This window comes from Streptococcus uberis (assembly GCF_900475595.1).
In the GTDB taxonomy this organism is placed as follows: Bacteria; Bacillota; Bacilli; order Lactobacillales; family Streptococcaceae; genus Streptococcus; species Streptococcus uberis.
On the sequence record NZ_LS483397.1, the window covers coordinates 1,199,347 to 1,217,032 of the forward strand.

The 17,686-nt window shown below is 36.7% G+C and carries 23 protein-coding genes; 7 read left to right on the top strand and 16 right to left on the bottom strand.

Annotation, left to right across the window (positions count from 1 at the left end; genetic code table 11):
• Positions 1-283: 283 nt before the first annotated feature.
• Positions 284-982 carry a nicotinamide riboside transporter PnuC gene (pnuC, locus tag DQM95_RS06270; protein ID WP_037591915.1) on the top strand — a complete coding sequence of 233 codons (699 nt, stop codon included), beginning with the start codon at positions 284-286 and terminating at the stop codon, positions 980-982.
• A 75-nt stretch (positions 983-1,057) separates the two neighbouring features.
• Here pnuC and DQM95_RS06275 read toward each other — a convergent pair whose 3' ends face one another.
• The 3 genes from DQM95_RS06275 to DQM95_RS06285 form a co-directional block, all read right to left on the bottom strand.
• Positions 1,058-1,216 (bottom strand): hypothetical protein, encoded by a 159-nt coding sequence (locus tag DQM95_RS06275; RefSeq protein WP_037591912.1) that lies wholly within the window; start codon positions 1,214-1,216, stop codon positions 1,058-1,060.
• Between the two features lie 365 nt (positions 1,217-1,581).
• Positions 1,582-2,898, bottom strand: coding sequence for a GTPase ObgE (gene obgE / locus DQM95_RS06280; protein ID WP_037591909.1), 1,317 nt, complete (start codon positions 2,896-2,898; stop codon positions 1,582-1,584).
• A 51-nt stretch (positions 2,899-2,949) separates the two neighbouring features.
• The gene (locus DQM95_RS06285) at positions 2,950-3,078 is read right to left on the bottom strand and encodes a DUF4044 domain-containing protein (protein WP_012658645.1); all 129 of its coding nucleotides are present in this window, start codon (positions 3,076-3,078) and stop codon (positions 2,950-2,952) included.
• Between the two features lie 173 nt (positions 3,079-3,251).
• On the opposite strand from DQM95_RS06285, the gene DQM95_RS06290 reads away from it, so the two are divergent.
• Both DQM95_RS06290 and DQM95_RS06295 read left to right on the top strand, forming a co-directional pair.
• Positions 3,252-4,493 carry an aminopeptidase gene (locus tag DQM95_RS06290; RefSeq protein WP_037591907.1) on the top strand — a complete coding sequence of 414 codons (1,242 nt, stop codon included), beginning with the start codon at positions 3,252-3,254 and terminating at the stop codon, positions 4,491-4,493.
• 46 nt (positions 4,494-4,539) lie between these two features.
• Positions 4,540-5,457 carry a magnesium transporter CorA family protein gene (locus DQM95_RS06295; protein ID WP_037591905.1) on the top strand — a complete coding sequence of 306 codons (918 nt, stop codon included), beginning with the start codon at positions 4,540-4,542 and terminating at the stop codon, positions 5,455-5,457.
• Positions 5,458-5,495: 38 nt separating this feature from the next.
• Here the strand turns inward: DQM95_RS06295 and DQM95_RS06300 are convergent, their stop codons facing one another.
• Both DQM95_RS06300 and DQM95_RS06305 read right to left on the bottom strand, forming a co-directional pair.
• On the bottom strand, positions 5,496-6,215 hold the full coding sequence (locus DQM95_RS06300; RefSeq protein ID WP_037591902.1) for a pseudouridine synthase: 720 nt from the start codon (positions 6,213-6,215) through the stop codon (positions 5,496-5,498).
• A gap of 9 nt (positions 6,216-6,224) precedes the next feature.
• Complete coding sequence (locus DQM95_RS06305; RefSeq protein ID WP_037592492.1) at positions 6,225-6,578, bottom strand: iron chaperone; 354 nt, start codon at positions 6,576-6,578, stop codon at positions 6,225-6,227.
• Positions 6,579-6,679: 101 nt separating this feature from the next.
• Here DQM95_RS06305 and DQM95_RS06310 point away from each other — a divergent pair, with 101 nt between their 5' ends.
• A complete protein-coding gene (locus DQM95_RS06310) occupies positions 6,680-7,042 on the top strand; it encodes a thioesterase family protein (protein WP_012658650.1) in 363 nt (120 codons plus the stop codon).
• Between the two features lie 77 nt (positions 7,043-7,119).
• Here the strand turns inward: DQM95_RS06310 and DQM95_RS06315 are convergent, their stop codons facing one another.
• Positions 7,120-8,343 (bottom strand): MFS transporter, encoded by a 1,224-nt coding sequence (locus DQM95_RS06315; protein WP_037591900.1) that lies wholly within the window; start codon positions 8,341-8,343, stop codon positions 7,120-7,122.
• 387 nt (positions 8,344-8,730) lie between these two features.
• Here DQM95_RS06315 and DQM95_RS06320 point away from each other — a divergent pair, with 387 nt between their 5' ends.
• Positions 8,731-10,215 carry a DUF1846 domain-containing protein gene (locus DQM95_RS06320; protein ID WP_037591899.1) on the top strand — a complete coding sequence of 495 codons (1,485 nt, stop codon included), beginning with the start codon at positions 8,731-8,733 and terminating at the stop codon, positions 10,213-10,215.
• A gap of 32 nt (positions 10,216-10,247) precedes the next feature.
• Here the strand turns inward: DQM95_RS06320 and DQM95_RS06325 are convergent, their stop codons facing one another.
• The 7 genes from DQM95_RS06325 to DQM95_RS06355 all read right to left on the bottom strand — a co-directional run bounded on the left by DQM95_RS06325 (position 10,248) and on the right by DQM95_RS06355 (position 14,410).
• On the bottom strand, positions 10,248-11,027 hold the full coding sequence (locus tag DQM95_RS06325) for an ABC transporter permease (RefSeq protein WP_037591896.1): 780 nt from the start codon (positions 11,025-11,027) through the stop codon (positions 10,248-10,250).
• Positions 11,024-11,680 carry an ABC transporter ATP-binding protein gene (locus DQM95_RS06330; RefSeq protein WP_037591893.1) on the bottom strand — a complete coding sequence of 219 codons (657 nt, stop codon included), beginning with the start codon at positions 11,678-11,680 and terminating at the stop codon, positions 11,024-11,026. Before DQM95_RS06330 ends, DQM95_RS06325 begins: the two co-directional genes overlap by 4 nt.
• A gap of 129 nt (positions 11,681-11,809) precedes the next feature.
• Positions 11,810-12,208 carry a PaaI family thioesterase gene (locus tag DQM95_RS06335; protein ID WP_012658655.1) on the bottom strand — a complete coding sequence of 133 codons (399 nt, stop codon included), beginning with the start codon at positions 12,206-12,208 and terminating at the stop codon, positions 11,810-11,812.
• 222 nt (positions 12,209-12,430) lie between these two features.
• Positions 12,431-12,874 carry a GNAT family N-acetyltransferase gene (locus tag DQM95_RS06340; protein WP_037591891.1) on the bottom strand — a complete coding sequence of 148 codons (444 nt, stop codon included), beginning with the start codon at positions 12,872-12,874 and terminating at the stop codon, positions 12,431-12,433.
• Between the two features lie 20 nt (positions 12,875-12,894).
• Positions 12,895-13,368 (bottom strand): nucleoside 2-deoxyribosyltransferase, encoded by a 474-nt coding sequence (locus DQM95_RS06345; RefSeq protein WP_037591889.1) that lies wholly within the window; start codon positions 13,366-13,368, stop codon positions 12,895-12,897.
• A gap of 93 nt (positions 13,369-13,461) precedes the next feature.
• The gene (locus tag DQM95_RS06350) at positions 13,462-13,917 is read right to left on the bottom strand and encodes an 8-oxo-dGTP diphosphatase (protein ID WP_012658660.1); all 456 of its coding nucleotides are present in this window, start codon (positions 13,915-13,917) and stop codon (positions 13,462-13,464) included.
• Positions 13,918-14,224: 307 nt separating this feature from the next.
• Positions 14,225-14,410 carry a hypothetical protein gene (locus DQM95_RS06355; RefSeq protein WP_037591887.1) on the bottom strand — a complete coding sequence of 62 codons (186 nt, stop codon included), beginning with the start codon at positions 14,408-14,410 and terminating at the stop codon, positions 14,225-14,227.
• 185 nt (positions 14,411-14,595) lie between these two features.
• Between DQM95_RS06355 and DQM95_RS06360 the strand changes: the two genes are divergently transcribed.
• Entirely contained in the window at positions 14,596-15,168 is a 573-nt protein-coding gene (locus tag DQM95_RS06360) for a dihydrofolate reductase family protein (protein ID WP_037591885.1), read from the top strand.
• A gap of 30 nt (positions 15,169-15,198) precedes the next feature.
• Complete coding sequence (locus tag DQM95_RS06365; protein ID WP_037591884.1) at positions 15,199-15,576, top strand: DUF1761 domain-containing protein; 378 nt, start codon at positions 15,199-15,201, stop codon at positions 15,574-15,576.
• A 160-nt stretch (positions 15,577-15,736) separates the two neighbouring features.
• Here DQM95_RS06365 and DQM95_RS06370 read toward each other — a convergent pair whose 3' ends face one another.
• The 3 genes from DQM95_RS06370 to DQM95_RS06380 are packed head-to-tail and all read right to left on the bottom strand — an operon-like array spanning position 15,737 to position 17,536.
• Positions 15,737-16,138 carry an HIRAN domain-containing protein gene (locus tag DQM95_RS06370; protein WP_037591882.1) on the bottom strand — a complete coding sequence of 134 codons (402 nt, stop codon included), beginning with the start codon at positions 16,136-16,138 and terminating at the stop codon, positions 15,737-15,739.
• Positions 16,131-16,946 (bottom strand): J domain-containing protein, encoded by an 816-nt coding sequence (locus DQM95_RS06375; RefSeq protein ID WP_111685974.1) that lies wholly within the window; start codon positions 16,944-16,946, stop codon positions 16,131-16,133. The genes DQM95_RS06370 and DQM95_RS06375 overlap by 8 nt, the downstream gene beginning before the upstream one ends.
• 44 nt (positions 16,947-16,990) lie before the next feature.
• Positions 16,991-17,536 carry a DUF3592 domain-containing protein gene (locus DQM95_RS06380; RefSeq protein ID WP_037591880.1) on the bottom strand — a complete coding sequence of 182 codons (546 nt, stop codon included), beginning with the start codon at positions 17,534-17,536 and terminating at the stop codon, positions 16,991-16,993.
• Between the last annotated feature and the right edge of the window lie 150 nt (positions 17,537-17,686).

A 17,686-nucleotide genomic window follows, 5' to 3' on the forward strand; every position in this document is an offset into this window, starting at 1 on the left:
ATGTCTGTTCATTATCATACAATATTATCATTTAATTAGCAATATATTTATTTATCATTAGTTTTATATGATAGTTATTTCTGATAAAAATCCTTTTATCCCATTAATTTCAAGTTTTTTAATTATCTCAATTTCTCATCATCATTTCATGATATGGTATCAATTGAGTTCCATACGACTTTCTATTTCTTATTAATGATATCTGATTTCTAGAAGTTTTCCTCTAGTCTTGACAGCTTTTAAGGTTATTGACAGATACTTTTTACTGTGTTTGAATACTAGTATGATTAATTACAATTACTTTTCAAGGTGTGAATGGTGCTTGTGGCTGATTTCACTTCTAACAATTGTCACTACTCACTTCTTGTTTGGTGAGTCAAATCTCCTAACCCTTACGGCATCCTTAATTGGAGCTACTTCTCTCATTTTTTCAGCAAAAGGTAATCCAATTGGGCAAGGGCTGATGATTATATTTTCAGTCATTTATGCATATTTGTCGCTTATCAATCATTATTATGGCGAAGTGATAACCTATTTTTTTCTGACCTTACCTTTAGCCATTATTTCCTTATTGACTTGGCTTAATCACCCTTTTCGTGGTAGAAAATCACAAGTTTTAATTAGTCGCTTAAGCATTAAAGATATTTATTCTGTGAGTTTTTTGACTTTTTTGGTTACCATTTGCTTCTACTTTATTCTTGGAACACTACACACTTCTTTTTTATTAATGTCCACACTTTCCATAACGACTTCTTTTTTAGCAACACTTTTAACCTATAAACGAAGTCCTTATTTTGCATTAGTCTTTTCACTCAATGATTTAGTCTTAATGTCGCTTTGGATGTTTGAAGCAGATAAGGACCCCAGCCATTATTCTATTGTTATTTGTTTTCTTATTTTCTTAGTGAATGATGTTTATACATTTGTGAACTGGATAAAACTTCAAAAGCAACAAGAAAATCTCTTACAAAATGAATTGTAATTATGGCTAGCTCTGTCGATGTTTACATGAGAAAAAAGCTTGTTAAGTATACAAAAAAGGCTAGGACTTCGCATCCTAGCCTTTTGATTTTTCCAATTTTTCACGTTCAAGTCGTAAACGACGATTGGGATTTAATTGATTGAACAATTCTTCTAATTTTTGTGCATTCCAAACATCTGCTGCAGAAACAAAGTTTCCATCTTTATCCTTGAAGGATATTGGTTTATCACCCATAAAAAACCTCCACAAAAAGATAATACTATTAACGATTTGATCGTTTTCTTATAAATCGCAAAATAGGGAAAGCCGCCTTAGCAATAGGTGCCGAAGTACCATTACTAAGGTGCAAGTTACGAAGTGAGACTGAAAAATCGACCTTATTTTTCAGTGAGCTAGTAAGGTGCTTAGGCTTATCGCATTATAGCGAAAGCCGTCTTAGCAATAGGTGCTTTAGCACCATTACTAAGGTGCAAGTTACGAAGTAAGACTGAAAAATCGACCTTATTTTTCAGTCGAGCTAGTAAGGTGCTTAGGCTTATCGCATTATAGCGAAAGCCGTCTTAGCAATAGGTGCCGAAGTACCATTGCTAAGTAGCAAGTTAGTCGACGAACTCAAATTCAAAATTGCCAATTCGAACTAAATCTCCATCTTTAGCCCCACGCTCACGCAAGGCTTCGTCGACACCCATGCCACGTAATTGTCGTGCAAATTTCATTATGGACTCGTCTCTTTCCATATTTGTCATGACAAAAAGACGTTCCAGTTTTTCACCTGAAAGAACCCAAGAGGCATCGTCATCTCGTGTAATCTCAAAGGCTTTCTCTTCTTCTGAGAATCCATAATAAACTTCATCTTCGACTTGATAATCAGATTCATCATAAAGTAAGAATTCATCCGTTGAAGCAAGAAGATTGGCTGTTGCATCTAACAAACTATCCAATCCTTGTTTAGCCAAAGTAGATACTGGAAAAATTTGTGGCATGTCATCAAATTCATCATATTCGGCTGCTAATTTTTCCTTAAATGCCACTAAATGCTCTTCAGCTTCTGGCATATCCATTTTATTGGCGACAATGATTTGCGGACGTTCTAATAAACGAAGGTTGTAAGTTTCCAATTCATTATTGATTGACACATAATCCTCATAGGGGTCACGACCTTCAGAAGCTGACATATCAATAACATGTAAGATAACGCGTGTTCTTTCGATGTGTCGTAAAAATTGAGTACCAAGACCTACACCTTGACTAGCACCCTCAATTAAACCTGGAAGATCTGCCATTGCAAAACTATCACCAGATTTTGTACGCACCATTCCTAAGTTTGGAACAATGGTTGTAAAATGATAGGCTCCAATCTTTGGTTTAGCTGCTGAAACAACGCTTAATAAGGTTGATTTCCCTACTGAAGGAAAACCTACAAGACCAACATCAGCTAGAATTTTCAATTCCAATTCTAATTCACGTTCTTCTCCTGGTTCACCATTTTCTGCAATTTCAGGGGCTGGATTACGTGGTGTTGCAAAACGAATATTTCCACGGCCACCTCGACCACCTTTTGCAATGACGTACTCTTGACCATTTTCTACCAAATCTGTAATGACTTTTCCAGTTTCAGCATCTTTAACGGTCGTCCCTTGTGGAACAAGAACAATCAGATCCTCTGAACCACGACCATGCATGCCTTTGGTCATTCCTTTTTCACCGGCTTTAGCTCTAAATTTGCGGTTGTAACGGAAATCCATTAAGGTTCTTAATCCTTCATCTACTTTAAAGATGACTGATCCACCTTTACCACCATCGCCACCCCATGGGCCGCCATTTGGAACATATTTTTCACGTCTAAAAGCAACCATACCATCGCCACCACGACCAGCCTGAACGCTAATCTTGGCAGTATCTAAAAACATACTCATATTAATTTCTCAATCTTTCACTTACTTTAAAAAAACGCCTTTCAGCGTTTTTTACATTAAAACTGACAAAGCACCTGCAATAAGGCCACCTACAGTAACAAGGACCATCAAGATAACAACGAACATCGTTATTTTTTCAAAGCCAGTTTTTTTACGGGGTCCATTTTCTCCAAAAGCCACTCTTTAATACCTCTACTATAGAATTTTCTTTCTCTATATATTAACACGAAAAATGGCAATAAGCAAATATCAAGTCAATTGCCAATAAGCCCTATTTAAAAGGGATTATCTTGAGCTTTCGTTAGAATTATGCTACATTAGACTTACTAATTTATGAAATAGAGGTTCTTATCATGGTATTACCAGATTTCCAAAAAAATCTTGAAAAATATGCGGATTTACTTATCCGTAAAGGTGTCAATGTTCAAAAAGGTCATACTCTTATTATTGCAATTGCTGTTGAACATTATGCTTTTGCAAAAATGCTAACTGAAAAAGCTTATCAAGCTGGAGCTGCTGAGGTTGTTGTTGATTATTTAGATGACCGTATTGCTAAAGAACGCCTCTTGCATGCTGACTATGAACGCTTAGTGACTGTCCCAGATTATGTTGTTGAAAAATCCAATTACTTCTTAGATAAAAATGCCAGTCGCTTATTTGTACGTTCCTCAAATCCAAATGCCTTTGCTGGAGTGGATCCAGAAAGACTCTCTTCCTCAACAAAAGCTACTGCCATTGCTTTAGAAAAACAACGTGCTGCTTCGCAAGCCAATAAATTTTCGTGGAATTTAGTTGCAGCAGCTAGTCCAGAATGGGCAGCCATGGTTTTTCCTGACCTAGAAACTGAGGAAGAACAAGTCGATGCTCTTTGGGATGCTATTTTCAAAATGAATCGTATCTATGAAGAAGACCCAATTAAAGCATGGGATGAGCATCAAGAACGTCTTGAATCAAAAGCTGCAATCCTTAACAAATATCAATTTGATGCCCTCCATTATAGAGCACCAGGGACTGATCTCACACTAGGAATGCCAAAAAATCACCTTTGGGAAGCTGCCGGAAGTGTTAATGCGCAAGGTGAAACCTTTATTGCAAACATGCCTACAGAAGAGGTCTTTTCAGCACCTGATTATCGCAGAGCTGATGGATATGTTTCATCAACCAAACCATTAAGCTATGCCGGAGTTGTCATTGAAGGTATGAAATTCACCTTTAAAGATGGGAAAATTACAGAAGTAACAGCTGAAAAAGGTGAAGAAACCATTAAACGTCTGGTAGAGGAAAATGATGGAGCTCGGTCTTTAGGAGAAGTTGCATTAGTTCCGCATAAAACACCAATCTCACTTTCAGGTTTAACCTTCTTTAACACACTGTTTGATGAAAATGCCTCTAACCACTTGGCCATTGGACAAGCTTATGCATTTAGTTTAGAAGGTGGTACTGAAATGAGTCAAGAAGAGCTCAAAGCTGCTGGCTTAAATCGTTCCACAGCTCACGTTGATTTCATGATTGGATCAGATCAAATGGACATTGATGGGATTACCGCTGACGGTCAAGTTGTTCCTATTTTCCGTGGTGGTGAATGGGCAATTTAAATGATTGAGCCAGTGAAAACTGGCTTTTTTATATGAGGATAGAAATATGTTTTACCAAATCTCAGAGAAATTTAAAACGACAACTTTTGAAGACTGCAAATCTCAAAAACTGCCTTTTATTGCTATTGTTAAACCGGAAGAATGGCCTTCGCTTCAGCAAGACTTAAAAATGGGGATTGACATCGAGTTTGATTTTCAAAAAGCACGTTCAACAAAAGCAGAGGTTAATCTTGATTCTTTAACTGGTACTTTTAACATCCCCAACCGAGATGACATCTTAAATACAGCCATTGATTTTTCATTTGCACTTGATGAGCGTGGTATTGTTTTCATTGATAGTCATGATCATGTAGAACAAATGGCTAAGAAAATACAAAAAAGTAAAAAGTGGAAACAACCAAGTATGGAACGATTTCTCTATGACTTTTTAGAAAATCTCATCAAAGGTGATTCAGAACTCTTAGAATCCTATGATAAAATTTTGGACAATATGGAAGAAAGCATTTTAGAGGGGAAGAGTTCTTATCGGGAGCAAGAACTCAATGATTTACGACGAAAATTAACAAAACTGAATGTGCATTACAGTCAGTTAATTGATTTAGCACAAGAATTTTCAGAAAATGAAAATAATTTCTTTAGTGACGAACACTTACGCTTCTTCCATCTTTTCTCATCACGCGTTACACGGCTTCAATCAACAGTCCTAACTTTAAGAGAAAACATTCTTCAAATCAGAGAATTAGCCAAATCACAATTGGAAATGCGTCAGAATAAAAATATGGCTGTTTTAACCACAGTAACAACCTGTTGCATGCCCTTAACCATTTTAGTAGGCTGGTATGGGATGAATTTCAAACATATGCCGGAATTGGAAAACCCCATGGGCTACCCCTTAGTTATTGCTTTTGCGATTACGATTTTTATCTCGGCTATCCTTTATTCAAAATTCAAAAAATGGCTTTAAAAAACCGCTACCTTTTTTGGTAACGGTTTTTTATATTTCTATTTTAGGGCTAGTATGGCTTTCATTTCTGTTTCATTGAGGCGTCTAAAGGCGCCCAAAGCTAAGCTATCATCCAATTGGATAGGACCCATTGAAATCCTTTGTAAGTCAGTGACTTCCTTGCCACAGGCTAAAACCATTCGTTTTATCTGGTGAAACTTTCCTTCTCTGATGGTAATTCTAACTTTGCAGCAAGTCCTTTCAGCATCAACTTCTTCTATCTGTAATTGAGCTGGTAAACACTGATGGTCTGATAAGGTTATGCCTTTGGCAAAAGCCTCAACATCCTGTTCTGTCATAATCCCATCAACTCTGGCCATATAAACTTTATCAACATGTTTCTTTGGAGAAAGTAGACGATGAGCCAACTCCCCATCATTGGTTAAAAGGAGTAAACCATGTGTATCCTTATCAAGTCTTCCAACAGGAAAAACGGATTTACGTCTTGCGGTATCATCTAGTAAATCGAGAACGGTTTGATGAACCTTGTCTTCTGTCGCTGAGACAACTCCTTGCGGTTTATTCAATAAATAATAGAGGAATTCCTCATAAACAAGGACTTGGCCTCCAAATGAAACCTGATCCTGATTAGGTTTGATCTGTAACTTGGCTTGACTTTCTGGTTTACCATTAACAAAAACTTCTTTCTTTTTAAGAATAGACTTAACTTGAGTCCGACTGCCAATTCCGGCTTCTACTAAAAACTTATCCAGTCTCACTCTTTCCTCCTATTGAGCATATGTATCATAAAGCCATTTAAGCATGGCTTTTATTTCTTCTTGGGGTAAGCTTTCTTCGTAAGTCAGTTTAATCCCCCGTTTACTGAATCTTAAATTTGCATAAATCGTACTAAAATGATCTACCGCTTCAGGGCCAATGTAAAGATTCATATGATTGCTATAATCTTGGAAATGAATCAGATAGGTCTTGTCCCAGTAAGAAGGCATGGACCATGCCATTCCTTCAATCACTGAGTCCGGCAATTGACTGACAATTAAGTTTCTTAAGCTTTCTAATTGTTGCTGATGACTTTCTGGTCTTGCAGCAATATAAGCTGTCACAGCATCTTTATTTTCTTTCATGTGTAAATCCAATCACTTTTTTTCTAGTATAACATATTCACAGTTCCTAAAAGACTGAAAAGGTATTATGTCATATAATAGATAAAAAAGGAGGAAAATCAATGACTATTTTTTCTAAGATTTTTGATACTGAGGAAAAGCATTCCGCCTCTCAAATGGGTTCAGGGGGATTAAGCGTTTTATCAACGCCATCATTAGTAGCTTTCATGGAAAATGCTGCTTACCATTTGGGTGAAACCCTTTTGCAAGATCCAAAGCAATCGACCGTTGGCAGTCATATTTCCATTCAACACTTAAAAGCCAGTAAAATTGGTGATCCAGTTACAATCAACATAACTGACCTAAAGGTAAATGGAAGACGATTTGACTTTCGCATAGAAGCCTTTGTCAAGGATACTTTTGTTGCTGAAGCAAGTCATACTCGAATTGCTATTGATTGCGAAAAATTCCTCAAAAATCTATAAAAAGTCCTTAGATTGTCTAAGGACTTTTACGATATTATAGGTGACTTATTCACTATTTCTTAAGCGTGAGCCTTCAATTAATTTGCCAGATTGCTATAGATAGATGATTTTAAATTTTTAATAGATAGCATGGCAATAAATGAGATGATGTATAGCGATGCTAGGAAAATCATAACCATTGGAACGCCAGAAGCATCTAAAATTTTACCGATGATTACTGACGAGAATCCACCGATAGCTCGTCCCACATTAAGAATGACATTGTTAGCCGTTGAACGAATGTGGTGTGGATAAAGTCTTGTAATCATTGCCCCGTAACCTGCAAACATTCCGTTGACGAAGAAACCTACAATTGCCCCACCGATAATCATTGTCGGCATTGAGTTGGCAAACTGGAAGAGGTAGACACAAATGGAAGAGGCTAGTAAGAATACTGTATACACTAGTCTTGGTCCAAATTTATCTAAAATTTGTCCAAAGGTGAGCATCCCTAGACACATTCCTAGAATGGTTGATACCATCCAAAGTGAGGAATCTTTTACGGAAATATTGAGGCTTGTTTGAATGATAGTTGGTAACCAGTTCATCATACCAAAGTATCCTGCAATTTGTACTGTTGTCATCACCATCAAAGCTAAAGTTTGCGCTGTTAAAGTTGGGCTCTTAAAGAGTTGGTTGATTTTGACAGGTTGGCTTGTTTCTTCTGACTCATTTCCTCCCTTGTCCCAAATCTTGTCATCGTCGATTGAAAGCTTCATCCAAAGCACTAATAAGATTGGGGCTAAACCAAATAAGAAGAGTCCTCTCCATCCCAAGGCTGGTGCTAACCACCCTGCTAGTAATGCTGAGGTGATTGATCCTACCTGCCCTGCAATTCCGTTAAGGGATGAAATACGTCCCATTTTTTCAGGCGGAACAATCCCTGCCATGATGGCAATGGCAACACCATACTCACCACCGACACCAATACCAGCGATAAAACGCATGATGTAGAGGTATTCGATACTTTTAGTGAAGTAAATCAAACCTGTTGCAATAGAGAAAACTAAGATTGTCCACTTAAAGACTTTAAATTTATGATGTCTATCTGCTAATAAGCCAAATAGTAAACCACCTACTAACATTCCTAGGTTGGTAATGGTCGCAATCCAACCACCTTGAGCTCCTGTTATACCCAATTCTGTGATGATGGATGACATGGAAAAGGCTAGGAACATGACATTTAAGTCATCCGTTCCAGAGGCTACGATAGCGGCAGCTAGGGCACGCGCATTGTTTTTGTCTAAAGACAATTTTGACATAAATTTCTCCTTTTAATAGTAGCTCACTGTCTACCTTAATTAATTGAATACCCTTTAAAGTCAAAAAAAGACTCAAGCGCATGGCGTGAGTCTTAAAGGCTACAGAAAATAAGAGGATAGCAACTATTCTCTTCTTTGTGACTTTCATGCCTCACGGGACATGGTTTAAAGCAGTATTTAATTGTAATCAGTATAATTGAAAAAATGAGAATTGTCAATACTATTTTCTTTTTTAATGATTTTTTTTGGAAATGTCTTGTTTTTTACGGAGTTCATTCGGAATTTAATAAGCAGTTTTGATTTTTCAAAAGAAATCATACAGATTTTGGAAAAAGCTTTCCCTAAAAGCAGCATCTTTGATATAATGCTAAACAGAGGTGATTTATGATGAAAAAAATGGCTTTTGATTCGAATAAGTATTTACAACTACAACGCGACCATATTTTAGAGCGCATTCATCAATTTGATGGCAAACTTTATATGGAATTCGGCGGCAAAATGTTAGAAGATTACCACGCTGCTCGTGTTTTACCAGGTTATGAGCCTGATAACAAAATTAAACTGTTAAAAGAGTTGAAAGATCAAGTTGAAATTGTCATTACGATTAATGCCAATAACATTGAACATTCTAAAGCTAGAGGTGATTTGGGTATTTCTTATGACCAAGAAGTCTTTCGCTTGATTGATACCTTCCATTCACTTGATATTTTTGTAGGCTCAGTGGTTATTACTCAGTACAATAACCAAGCTGCTGCTGATGCCTTTCGTAAACAATTGGAAAAGAATGGGATTACATCTTACCTGCACTATCCTATAAAAGGTTATCCTACTGATATCAATCACATCATTTCTCCAGAAGGAATGGGAAAAAATGATTATATTAAAACCAGTCGAAACCTTGTTGTTGTGACTGCACCAGGACCTGGTTCAGGTAAATTAGCAACATGTATGTCTCAAATGTACCATGATCAAATCAATGGGATTACATCTGGCTATGCCAAATTTGAGACTTTCCCTGTCTGGAATCTCCCCTTACATCATCCTGTCAATCTCGCCTATGAAGCTGCAACCGCAGATTTAGATGATGTTAACATGATTGATCCTTTCCACTTGGAAACCTATGGAAAAACAGCTGTCAATTATAACCGTGACATTGAAGTATTCCCAGTTTTAAATCGAACTTTTGAACGGATTTTATCAAAATCTCCATATGCTTCTCCAACTGATATGGGGGTTAATATGGTTGGTTTTTCCATTATTGATGATGACTTAGCAATTGAAGCTTCAAAACAAGAAATCATTCGTCGTTACTATCAAACCCTTGTCGATTTTAAAGCAGAACGTGTGCCAGAATCAGCCATTAAGAAAATTGAACTCTTAATGAATGATATTGGTGTTAGTCCTGAAGATCGCAAAGTAACAGTTCTTGCACGCCAAAAAGCGGAACAAACCGGCGCTCCCGCTCTTGCTTTGGAACTTCCAAATGGAGAAATGGTAACAGGAAAAACCTCTGACTTATTTGGGCCAACAGCTGCTGTTGTCATTAACGCCATTAAGAAATTAGCTCATATCAGTAAAGAAACCCATTTGATTGAGCCCGAATATGTCAAACCCATCCAAGGATTAAAAGTCAACCACCTAGGTAGCCAAAATCCTCGCCTTCACTCTAATGAAATTCTGATTGCTTTAGCAATCACAGCTATGAATAACGACCAAGCCCATTTAGCGATGAAGGAACTTGGAAATCTAAAAGGTAGCGAGGCCCACTCAACAGTAACCTTAACCGAGGAAGACAGAAATGTTCTTAGAAAATTAGGCGTAAATGTCACCTTCGATCCCGTCTATCAGCATGATAAATTATATCGCAAATAAAAAAGAGCAGAGATCCTTAAATCTCTGCTTTTTTAGCTTTGTTGTGAAGGAAACACCACTTGCTTTTTAGCATTAAAGAAGCCTCTGTAAGCCAAATATGATGCAATAAAGGAAGCGATGGAGGTTGTTGAAAGTAACATAAAGGTTACCATCATTTGATATTTTACGGCTTGAATCGGAGAAGTACCCGCTAGAATTAATCCCGTCATCATCCCTGGTAAGGAGACAATCCCTAACGTTTTAGCAGAATCAATTGTTGGAACCATACCTGTTTTAATCACGTCTCGAATAATATCAATAGAGGCTGGTAATATATCAGCTCCCAAGGCCAACTTTGTTTCAACTTCTTCTTGTTTGTCACGAAAAGAAGCTAAGAGTTGCTTATAACAGAGTCCAATGGCCACCATGGAATTACTGATAATCATACCACCAACAGGGATCATTTGATTGGGAACAAATGCTAAAATCCCTGAAAAAATTAAAACTGATAAGGTAATACTTGCTCCTAAGAAAATAGCAATAAAAGAAATCTTAAAACCATTTTTGACACCTTTACCACGTTTTGAAGCATTATAAGCAGCATTAACAATCATAAATAATAATAGCAGGCCTGTAAAAAGCGGATTCTTATATCCAAAAATATAGTCGAGGACGAATCCGACAACCAATAATTGCAGCACAGCTCTGATAGCACTTATCAAAATCTCTTTTTCCAGCTTTAGCTTTTGCCAGTAGGAAAAAAAGAGGGTAATAAAAACTAGAGATGACGCTAACACTAATGATGTTACTGATATCTGTTCTGCTCCGCTCATTTTAATACCTCCAATGATTCTAATTGTCCTGCTACTATTGTCATCAATCGATTGGCATATTTTTGACTTTGTTCCATATCATGTGTTACCCACATAATGGTCACACCCTTTTGATGACAGTCTTGAATAACAGTTTCAACAATTTCCTTATTCTTTTGGTCCAATGCTGAAGTCACTTCGTCTAATAATAAGATTTGAGGTTCAAAAAGTAATTGTCGAATAAGAGCAATACGCTGCTTTTCACCACCTGATAATTTTTTGACATCTTGTTTCAAGTAAGCCTTGTCCATTTGGAACAAATCAAATAAGACATTGACACGTTCTTTATCGACAGCTAACTGACGGATACTGTAGGGAAAAGCTATGTTATCCTCAACAGTCTCACCAAATAAATGTGGGGTTTGGAAAACATAGGAAACTTTTTGACGCAGTGAAATTGGGTCTAGCTTTTCCAGGGAATCACCCTTAAAGAAAATATCCCCTTTGCTAGGACTGATTAAACTATTTGCCAACTTTAATAGTGTACTCTTTCCTCCACCTGATGGACCAACGATTGACATAAAATCACCCTTTTCTAAGTCAAAAGATAGATTCTTGATAATATCTTTGTCATCAGAGCTATACCAAACATTGTTAAAAGTCATTAATGACATAATGCATTCCCTCATTTCCTATACTCATTCTTATTTATAATCATTCTTATTAACTAGTTTACCATGAAATGAAGAAAATGTCAGCTTTGTGCACTTAAAAAAGCAGTTCAATGAACTGCTTCTGCTAATTTAAGACTTATTTTCACTTTTTTTAGTGTTAAACATGGTTAAGGTCGCCTTGGTTAATAAGGTACCTTTTTCATTTTTGACAGTTGCTTCGACAACCTGGGTTGATCTTCCGTTGTGAAGAAGAATTCCTTCTACAAACAGTTTGTCGCCAAGGAAGCCTGGTTTTAAATAATTGATTGTCGCTTGAGAAGTGACAGACTCAACACCTGTTGATCTTGCAATCAAACCACCCATTTGGTCACAAAGGGTAAAAAGGTAGCCACCATGAGTAATGTCATAATAGTTCAAACTAAAACTGGTAACCTCTGTACTTAAAATGACATGACCGAACTCTAGTTGTTCAATATTGAAATTTTCAAAGACACGAATTTCATTTAAATTCACTTTTGTTTTATCCATTGCTTAACCTCTTATCTTGGTATTTACTTGATTATTATACTATAAAAATGCCCATTTGTTGGCAGAAATGCCCTGAATCTCTCATTTAGTGGTAGCGTGAAATATTGAGTAAGAGTGGATTTTATGACACAAAACTGTTTTGCAACATCTGATAAGTTGGTTTTCGCATCTGCTTACGAAAAAACACCCAGATTGAAACCATAAATCTGGATGCCTTTTTCTTTAATCATTGACACTTAGTTCTTTGATAAAACGTTTTTGTAGTTTTTGCCCATCATAGCCTAATTTTTGATAAAAAGCATGCGCATCTTCACGATGAAGGGCTGAATTCAAGCGAATAAAGGGATAAGCATGATCTCTGGCCCATGCTTCCAAAAAAGTCATCAGCTGCTTACCAATGCCTTGCCCCTGAGCATCTTCAAGAACTGCCAAACCCAAAACATTTAAGCCAGTGGGACTATAAAAGCAATCATAATCTTCTACCTCTACATAACCCAATAGTGCTTGAGTTGACGGGTCAAGATAGACAAAACTATGATGTTTAGGGTCCTGGCACAATTTCCCAATCTGTTGACGGACCAGATCTAAGTCTGCATCATAGCCTAAAGCATCTCGACAGAGGGCTTTAATGGCTGGAGCATCAGTTATTTGAACTTCTCTAATCATCTTGATGTCCCTTCAAAGTCCTAAAGAAATTCAGTAATGGCTTGAAGTAAATCTTGGCTACTGCTAACGATTTTTCCATTTAATTTAATCAAACCAACTGTGTAAAGATTAACATAGCCAAATTGTGATTCTGCTACTGTTTTCAAGGCATTCAATTTATCTTGATTATCAGCTCCTAATTGACGTGAATCGGAGTACAAGCCAAGAATCGGGATTCCAGCTTGGTATGCCACACCAATTTCAGAAGCAACACCTGGATCAATGACCTGACCATCTAAGACTGCAATCAGTAAATCACTATCTAAAACAGCTTGGGTATCCAATTGCGCAATCATTTTAGAATCAGCATAAGCGTTTTTATCATTAATATCACCTTGTTCTTGAGGTAAAAACACCTCAACATCCGGATAGGTTTGACGGATCTTTTCTACTAAGACTTGATTAAATGTAACTTCCATCTCAGTAAACAAAGGACTAGCGAAATAGATTTTCATGGTATTCTCCTTTATGTAAACTAAAACCATTATACCACGGAGACGTTCAAGCCAAAAAGAAAAACTGCCCCGAAAGACAGTCTTTATCATTTGTTATTTCAATTGATCTTTCCATTCCCCATTTTCCTGGAAGAAAAAATGCTCACTAACATCATCTCGTAAGAAAACTTCTAGCATGATATCCATGGATGAGGCTAACTTCAAATGTTTCAGCTCTTCTAAGTCCACCCAATACACTTCGCCTTCATCTGAGGACTGTAATTGCCCTGAAAATTTATTGGTTTTGTATAAGAAGACAACATACCGTGAACCATCTTCATTTGTCCAATCTTTGATACCACAAATTTCCAAATCAGTAATGTCTAAACCTGTTTCTTCTTTAATTTCTCTGATCGTGGAATCTACAATGGATTCCTCAGGTCTAACATGTCCACCTGGGAAAGTAATTCCCCACCAATCATTACTAACCTTATCTTGCACTAAAACACGTCCTTGGTCATCATAAATCATACACATGTTGGTCAGCGTAGTTGCAATTTCGCGCGACATTTCTTTCTCCTTACTCCTTAAAGCCTCCAAAGAAACCTTATTGTATAAGTTTTACATATTAAAGTATCTGATTTTTCCACAGATTTGTCAAGTAGCTGACGTTTAAGAAGCCTGTTGAGTTTTGCATGAATAGTCTGGAGAAAAATAACGCAACTCATTCATCTCAAAAATAATTATTTCTGACATAAACAAGAACAATTAAAGCAATAATAACCACAGGCGTATACCACAATAACACCGGTGTTAAACAGAGTGCTGCTGTTATACCCAAGCCAGCAAAAATGTCTAAACCATCAACAACTTTTTCCTAGTAGCCTTTACTGTCTAAATAACTTAAAAATGCAATGGCATCCTTTTCTTGATTTGGCAGTTGAAAGTCTTTCGTTCCCACCATTTCAACGGCTTTATTCCCATAACTTTTTAAAAATTCTTCCCGATTCAAGCGGCTCACTAATAGAGATACAGAGGGTTGGTGGGCTATGGAAATAGTCACAGTCCCCTGACCAGATTTCAGTCATTTTGACCCCTCATGTATTGACATTTTTAAAAGCTTTCACCTAAAGTCATTATACCATCTCGCACTTGAAAATAAAGCTATCTTCAGGCATGAAAACACATTTTTTTACTTTCTCACCTAAAAACAGTATACTGAGAAAAACAAAATGAGAAAGTCTGAAAATGAGAAAATTAAAAATCTTTTTACACATGTCCTTAGATGGCATCGTTGAAGGCCCCAATGGTCCAATGGACATCGGTTTTGTCGCTTATAATGAAGAGTTAGAAGCCTTTGCTCAAAAAAACTTAGCTAGCGTTGATACTATTCTTTGGGGGAGAGCAACCTATGAAATGATGGCAGATTATTGGCCAAAAATGCTTGATAATCCAGATGCCACTGATTATGAACGCAGACATGCCAGATGGATACAGGATGTAGAGAAAATTGTCGCATCAAAAACCCTCAAAGAGCTTGACTGGAACCATTCCACCCTCATTCAAGAAAACCTAGAGGAAGACATTCAAAAGCTAAAAAACAAGGAAGGAAAAGATATTCTGGTCCTTGGTAGTCCGCGTTTAGCAAACTACCTGCTCCAAGCTAAATTAGTTGACGGCATTATTGTAACCCTTTCCCCAACCCTTGTTGGAAATGGCTATCGCCTCTTTGACCAAGTAACAGCTGACATGGAGCTCATGAGTTCAGAAAGCTTCTCAACTGGTGCCCTGGGATTAACATATCAGGTCAAAAAACAGTAATCCCCCCAAGAAAATACATAGGAGAAAAAAATGACACTTATTGTAGCAATTGTAACAGGAGTAATTAACTTCATGATTGGCGGTCTTTGGTATGGCATGCTCTTCCAAAAAGCATGGATCAAAGCCATGGGTATTAATCCCGAAGACATCGGTAAAAATGGTGATGGCAAAAAAGAAATGATGATGACCTTAATTGTTGAAGTTATCATCAGTATCCTAACAATACTCTTCTTGTCAGCTATTCACGCTGCAACGCCATTGAATGCCCTTGTTATAGGAATCATCACTGTTCTTTCTGGATTAAAAAACTACTTCTTTGAACAAAAATCACTCACATTGATTCTAATCAATGAAAGTTATAAAATGGTAGCCTTTATGGTTATCGGATTAGCCTTATTGTTAGTCTAGCAAGCTAAAAATACAAAAAACCTCAATTCCACTCCGGAATTGAGGTTTTTTACGAATAGCGTTTAGGCCAGTTAGAATAAGAAAAAAAATGGAAACTATTTTCTATCTGTAAGACCAAAATATAATTTGATTAAGACCTTCAGAGATGTGCTCTTTGTGCTTAGCTTTCATGCAAATAGATAGCAATTGTTATTCGCGTCCACTTGCCCTTCTTCTCTATGTCAATAATTTTTCCAAAAAGAACCTTTCCTGCATCCATCAACCGCGCAAAAATGACATTATCTTTTTGGGGAAGATAGCCTATTTTTTTCTCCTTCAACGTTACAATTTTAATTGCCTGCGGATCAAATCGATTATCCGGTTCTCGATAGAAGACTAACTTGTCATCAAGCGCCAGTTCTGCTTCAATTTCTTCAATTCCCTCAATATGGCTTGTTCCAGCTACAATGGTTTCAAAAAGATAGATATCTCTTTCAAAGGGTTTAGGGAGTTCTAGGGCCAATTCTTGATGTTGTAAGTATTTGATTAAGCCAATATTATCATTAGTCATAAGTTCATGCATTTGCGTTTCCTAATAAGTCTTTTATAGCTTCTTTTTGAGTTTTGATGGCTTCTTGGTAGGAAGCTAATTGATGTTTAAGACTTTCCTTTTTCTGTTTGATGATTTCATTTGAGCTCAAAAGCTCTTGCAAGATATATGGTGGCTTTTGTTTGATGGCCTCAATCTCATCTTTAATTTCCTGACGAATCGTTTCAAGTCTTTCTTTTTCTTGCTCAAAAGATATTTTGATACCCATTGAATCAACTGCCTGATTAGTAACCCCTTCCTGATAAAGAAACTCAATCAGTTTAAGGGTCTTTAAATCACCGGATTTAAATGCTGAAACCACATCCATGAAGAATTGGGCTTCCTCTTCACTTTGGTTAGGATTTAAATCGGGATGGAGTTTTTTGACCAAACTTTTATACAGTCGTTTTAATTCTTTGTCGTCCTCATCATTCAAAAAGGGTAAATTTCCTCGTTCAATGGCTTGAGTGAACTCCTTCAATTTTTCTTTTAAAGATTTTTGAAACTGTTCAAAATCTAGGTCTAATTGATTCTCAATGACTTCCAGATTAACCTTTTCTTGCCGATTAATTTTAGCTTGTATGTAATCTTTTTTGCGACCTAATCTTAAAAAGTCGCAGTAAGCTTTATAAACACGATACTCCAATTCACCATATTCACGAATATAGCGAGCTTTGATGTTTTCACAGATGGTATATTTGAGTTGATCACGCTCAAAAACAAGCTCAATAATCTCTTTTCTCAAAGCATCGAAATGATTTTTTATTGGACTTTGTCCAGGTAATAAACTATCTTTTTCCATTCTTATTTTTTTCTAAAAGCATCTTTCTTAATTGGGCCACTACTTCAAGGTAATAATATGACTATCAATAAATCCGTTAGGAGTAAGGAAATAGCAGTGACAAAGGTTAAATAAAAGGCCCATTTACGATTACAATATCTTTGTACATATGCTAACTTCGGTTTGTCAGGTGCATAAAAAACATCAAGTCTTGTACCAATTGGATAGAGCTCTGCAAGTGGATTCTTTATGAGCCCAAAATGACTATTTATACTGCGGTCAATATAGAGGACTTGGTCTTTTTCATAGCAAGATTTAATCGTATTTGTTTCTATTGGAGAACTGTGAGAATAGGTCTTAAAGGCCTTAAATTCTGGACCTACCACCTTAAATTGTTGTCCTCTAACCTCATACGATACTATGGGCAATTGAATACCAGAGCCTTCTGCACCTCGGCTTATTTTAGTATAGGCAATCACTTCGCCACTTGTTTTTTTGATACACTTTGACTCTTGCAATAAATACTTATAATAGACTTTAAATGCAATGATAAATAGAACAAATGCTCCTAAACTTAATAGGGTTCCAAAAATTAATTTAATGGCAAGCATAATCTCTCTCCTTATTATCGACGCTTGTATTCTTAAGACGATTGATTGGGAATAACTACTGAATAAAAGCTTTTACCCGTTCAACTTAGTCATTTCATTTTGAGAAGATAAATATATCGCAATATCTGAAACTGTTCAGTATTTTCTTAT

Coding starts and splice junctions, on each gene's coding strand:
- pnuC (WP_037591915.1), top strand. CDS start 284: ATGATTAATTACAATTACTTTTCAAGGTGTGAATGGTGCTTGTGGCTG.
- DQM95_RS06275 (WP_037591912.1), bottom strand. CDS start 1,216: ATGGGTGATAAACCAATATCCTTCAAGGATAAAGATGGAAACTTTGTT.
- obgE (WP_037591909.1), bottom strand. CDS start 2,898: ATGAGTATGTTTTTAGATACTGCCAAGATTAGCGTTCAGGCTGGTCGT.
- DQM95_RS06290 (WP_037591907.1), top strand. CDS start 3,252: ATGGTATTACCAGATTTCCAAAAAAATCTTGAAAAATATGCGGATTTA.
- DQM95_RS06295 (WP_037591905.1), top strand. CDS start 4,540: ATGTTTTACCAAATCTCAGAGAAATTTAAAACGACAACTTTTGAAGAC.
- DQM95_RS06305 (WP_037592492.1), bottom strand. CDS start 6,578: ATGAAAGAAAATAAAGATGCTGTGACAGCTTATATTGCTGCAAGACCA.
- DQM95_RS06310 (WP_012658650.1), top strand. CDS start 6,680: ATGACTATTTTTTCTAAGATTTTTGATACTGAGGAAAAGCATTCCGCC.
- DQM95_RS06315 (WP_037591900.1), bottom strand. CDS start 8,343: ATGTCAAAATTGTCTTTAGACAAAAACAATGCGCGTGCCCTAGCTGCC.
- DQM95_RS06320 (WP_037591899.1), top strand. CDS start 8,731: ATGAAAAAAATGGCTTTTGATTCGAATAAGTATTTACAACTACAACGC.
- DQM95_RS06325 (WP_037591896.1), bottom strand. CDS start 11,027: ATGAGCGGAGCAGAACAGATATCAGTAACATCATTAGTGTTAGCGTCA.
- DQM95_RS06330 (WP_037591893.1), bottom strand. CDS start 11,680: ATGTCATTAATGACTTTTAACAATGTTTGGTATAGCTCTGATGACAAA.
- DQM95_RS06335 (WP_012658655.1), bottom strand. CDS start 12,208: ATGGATAAAACAAAAGTGAATTTAAATGAAATTCGTGTCTTTGAAAAT.
- DQM95_RS06340 (WP_037591891.1), bottom strand. CDS start 12,874: ATGATTAGAGAAGTTCAAATAACTGATGCTCCAGCCATTAAAGCCCTC.
- DQM95_RS06345 (WP_037591889.1), bottom strand. CDS start 13,368: ATGAAAATCTATTTCGCTAGTCCTTTGTTTACTGAGATGGAAGTTACA.
- DQM95_RS06350 (WP_012658660.1), bottom strand. CDS start 13,917: ATGTCGCGCGAAATTGCAACTACGCTGACCAACATGTGTATGATTTAT.
- DQM95_RS06360 (WP_037591885.1), top strand. CDS start 14,596: ATGAGAAAATTAAAAATCTTTTTACACATGTCCTTAGATGGCATCGTT.
- DQM95_RS06365 (WP_037591884.1), top strand. CDS start 15,199: ATGACACTTATTGTAGCAATTGTAACAGGAGTAATTAACTTCATGATT.
- DQM95_RS06370 (WP_037591882.1), bottom strand. CDS start 16,138: ATGCATGAACTTATGACTAATGATAATATTGGCTTAATCAAATACTTA.
- DQM95_RS06375 (WP_111685974.1), bottom strand. CDS start 16,946: ATGGAAAAAGATAGTTTATTACCTGGACAAAGTCCAATAAAAAATCAT.
- DQM95_RS06380 (WP_037591880.1), bottom strand. CDS start 17,536: ATGCTTGCCATTAAATTAATTTTTGGAACCCTATTAAGTTTAGGAGCA.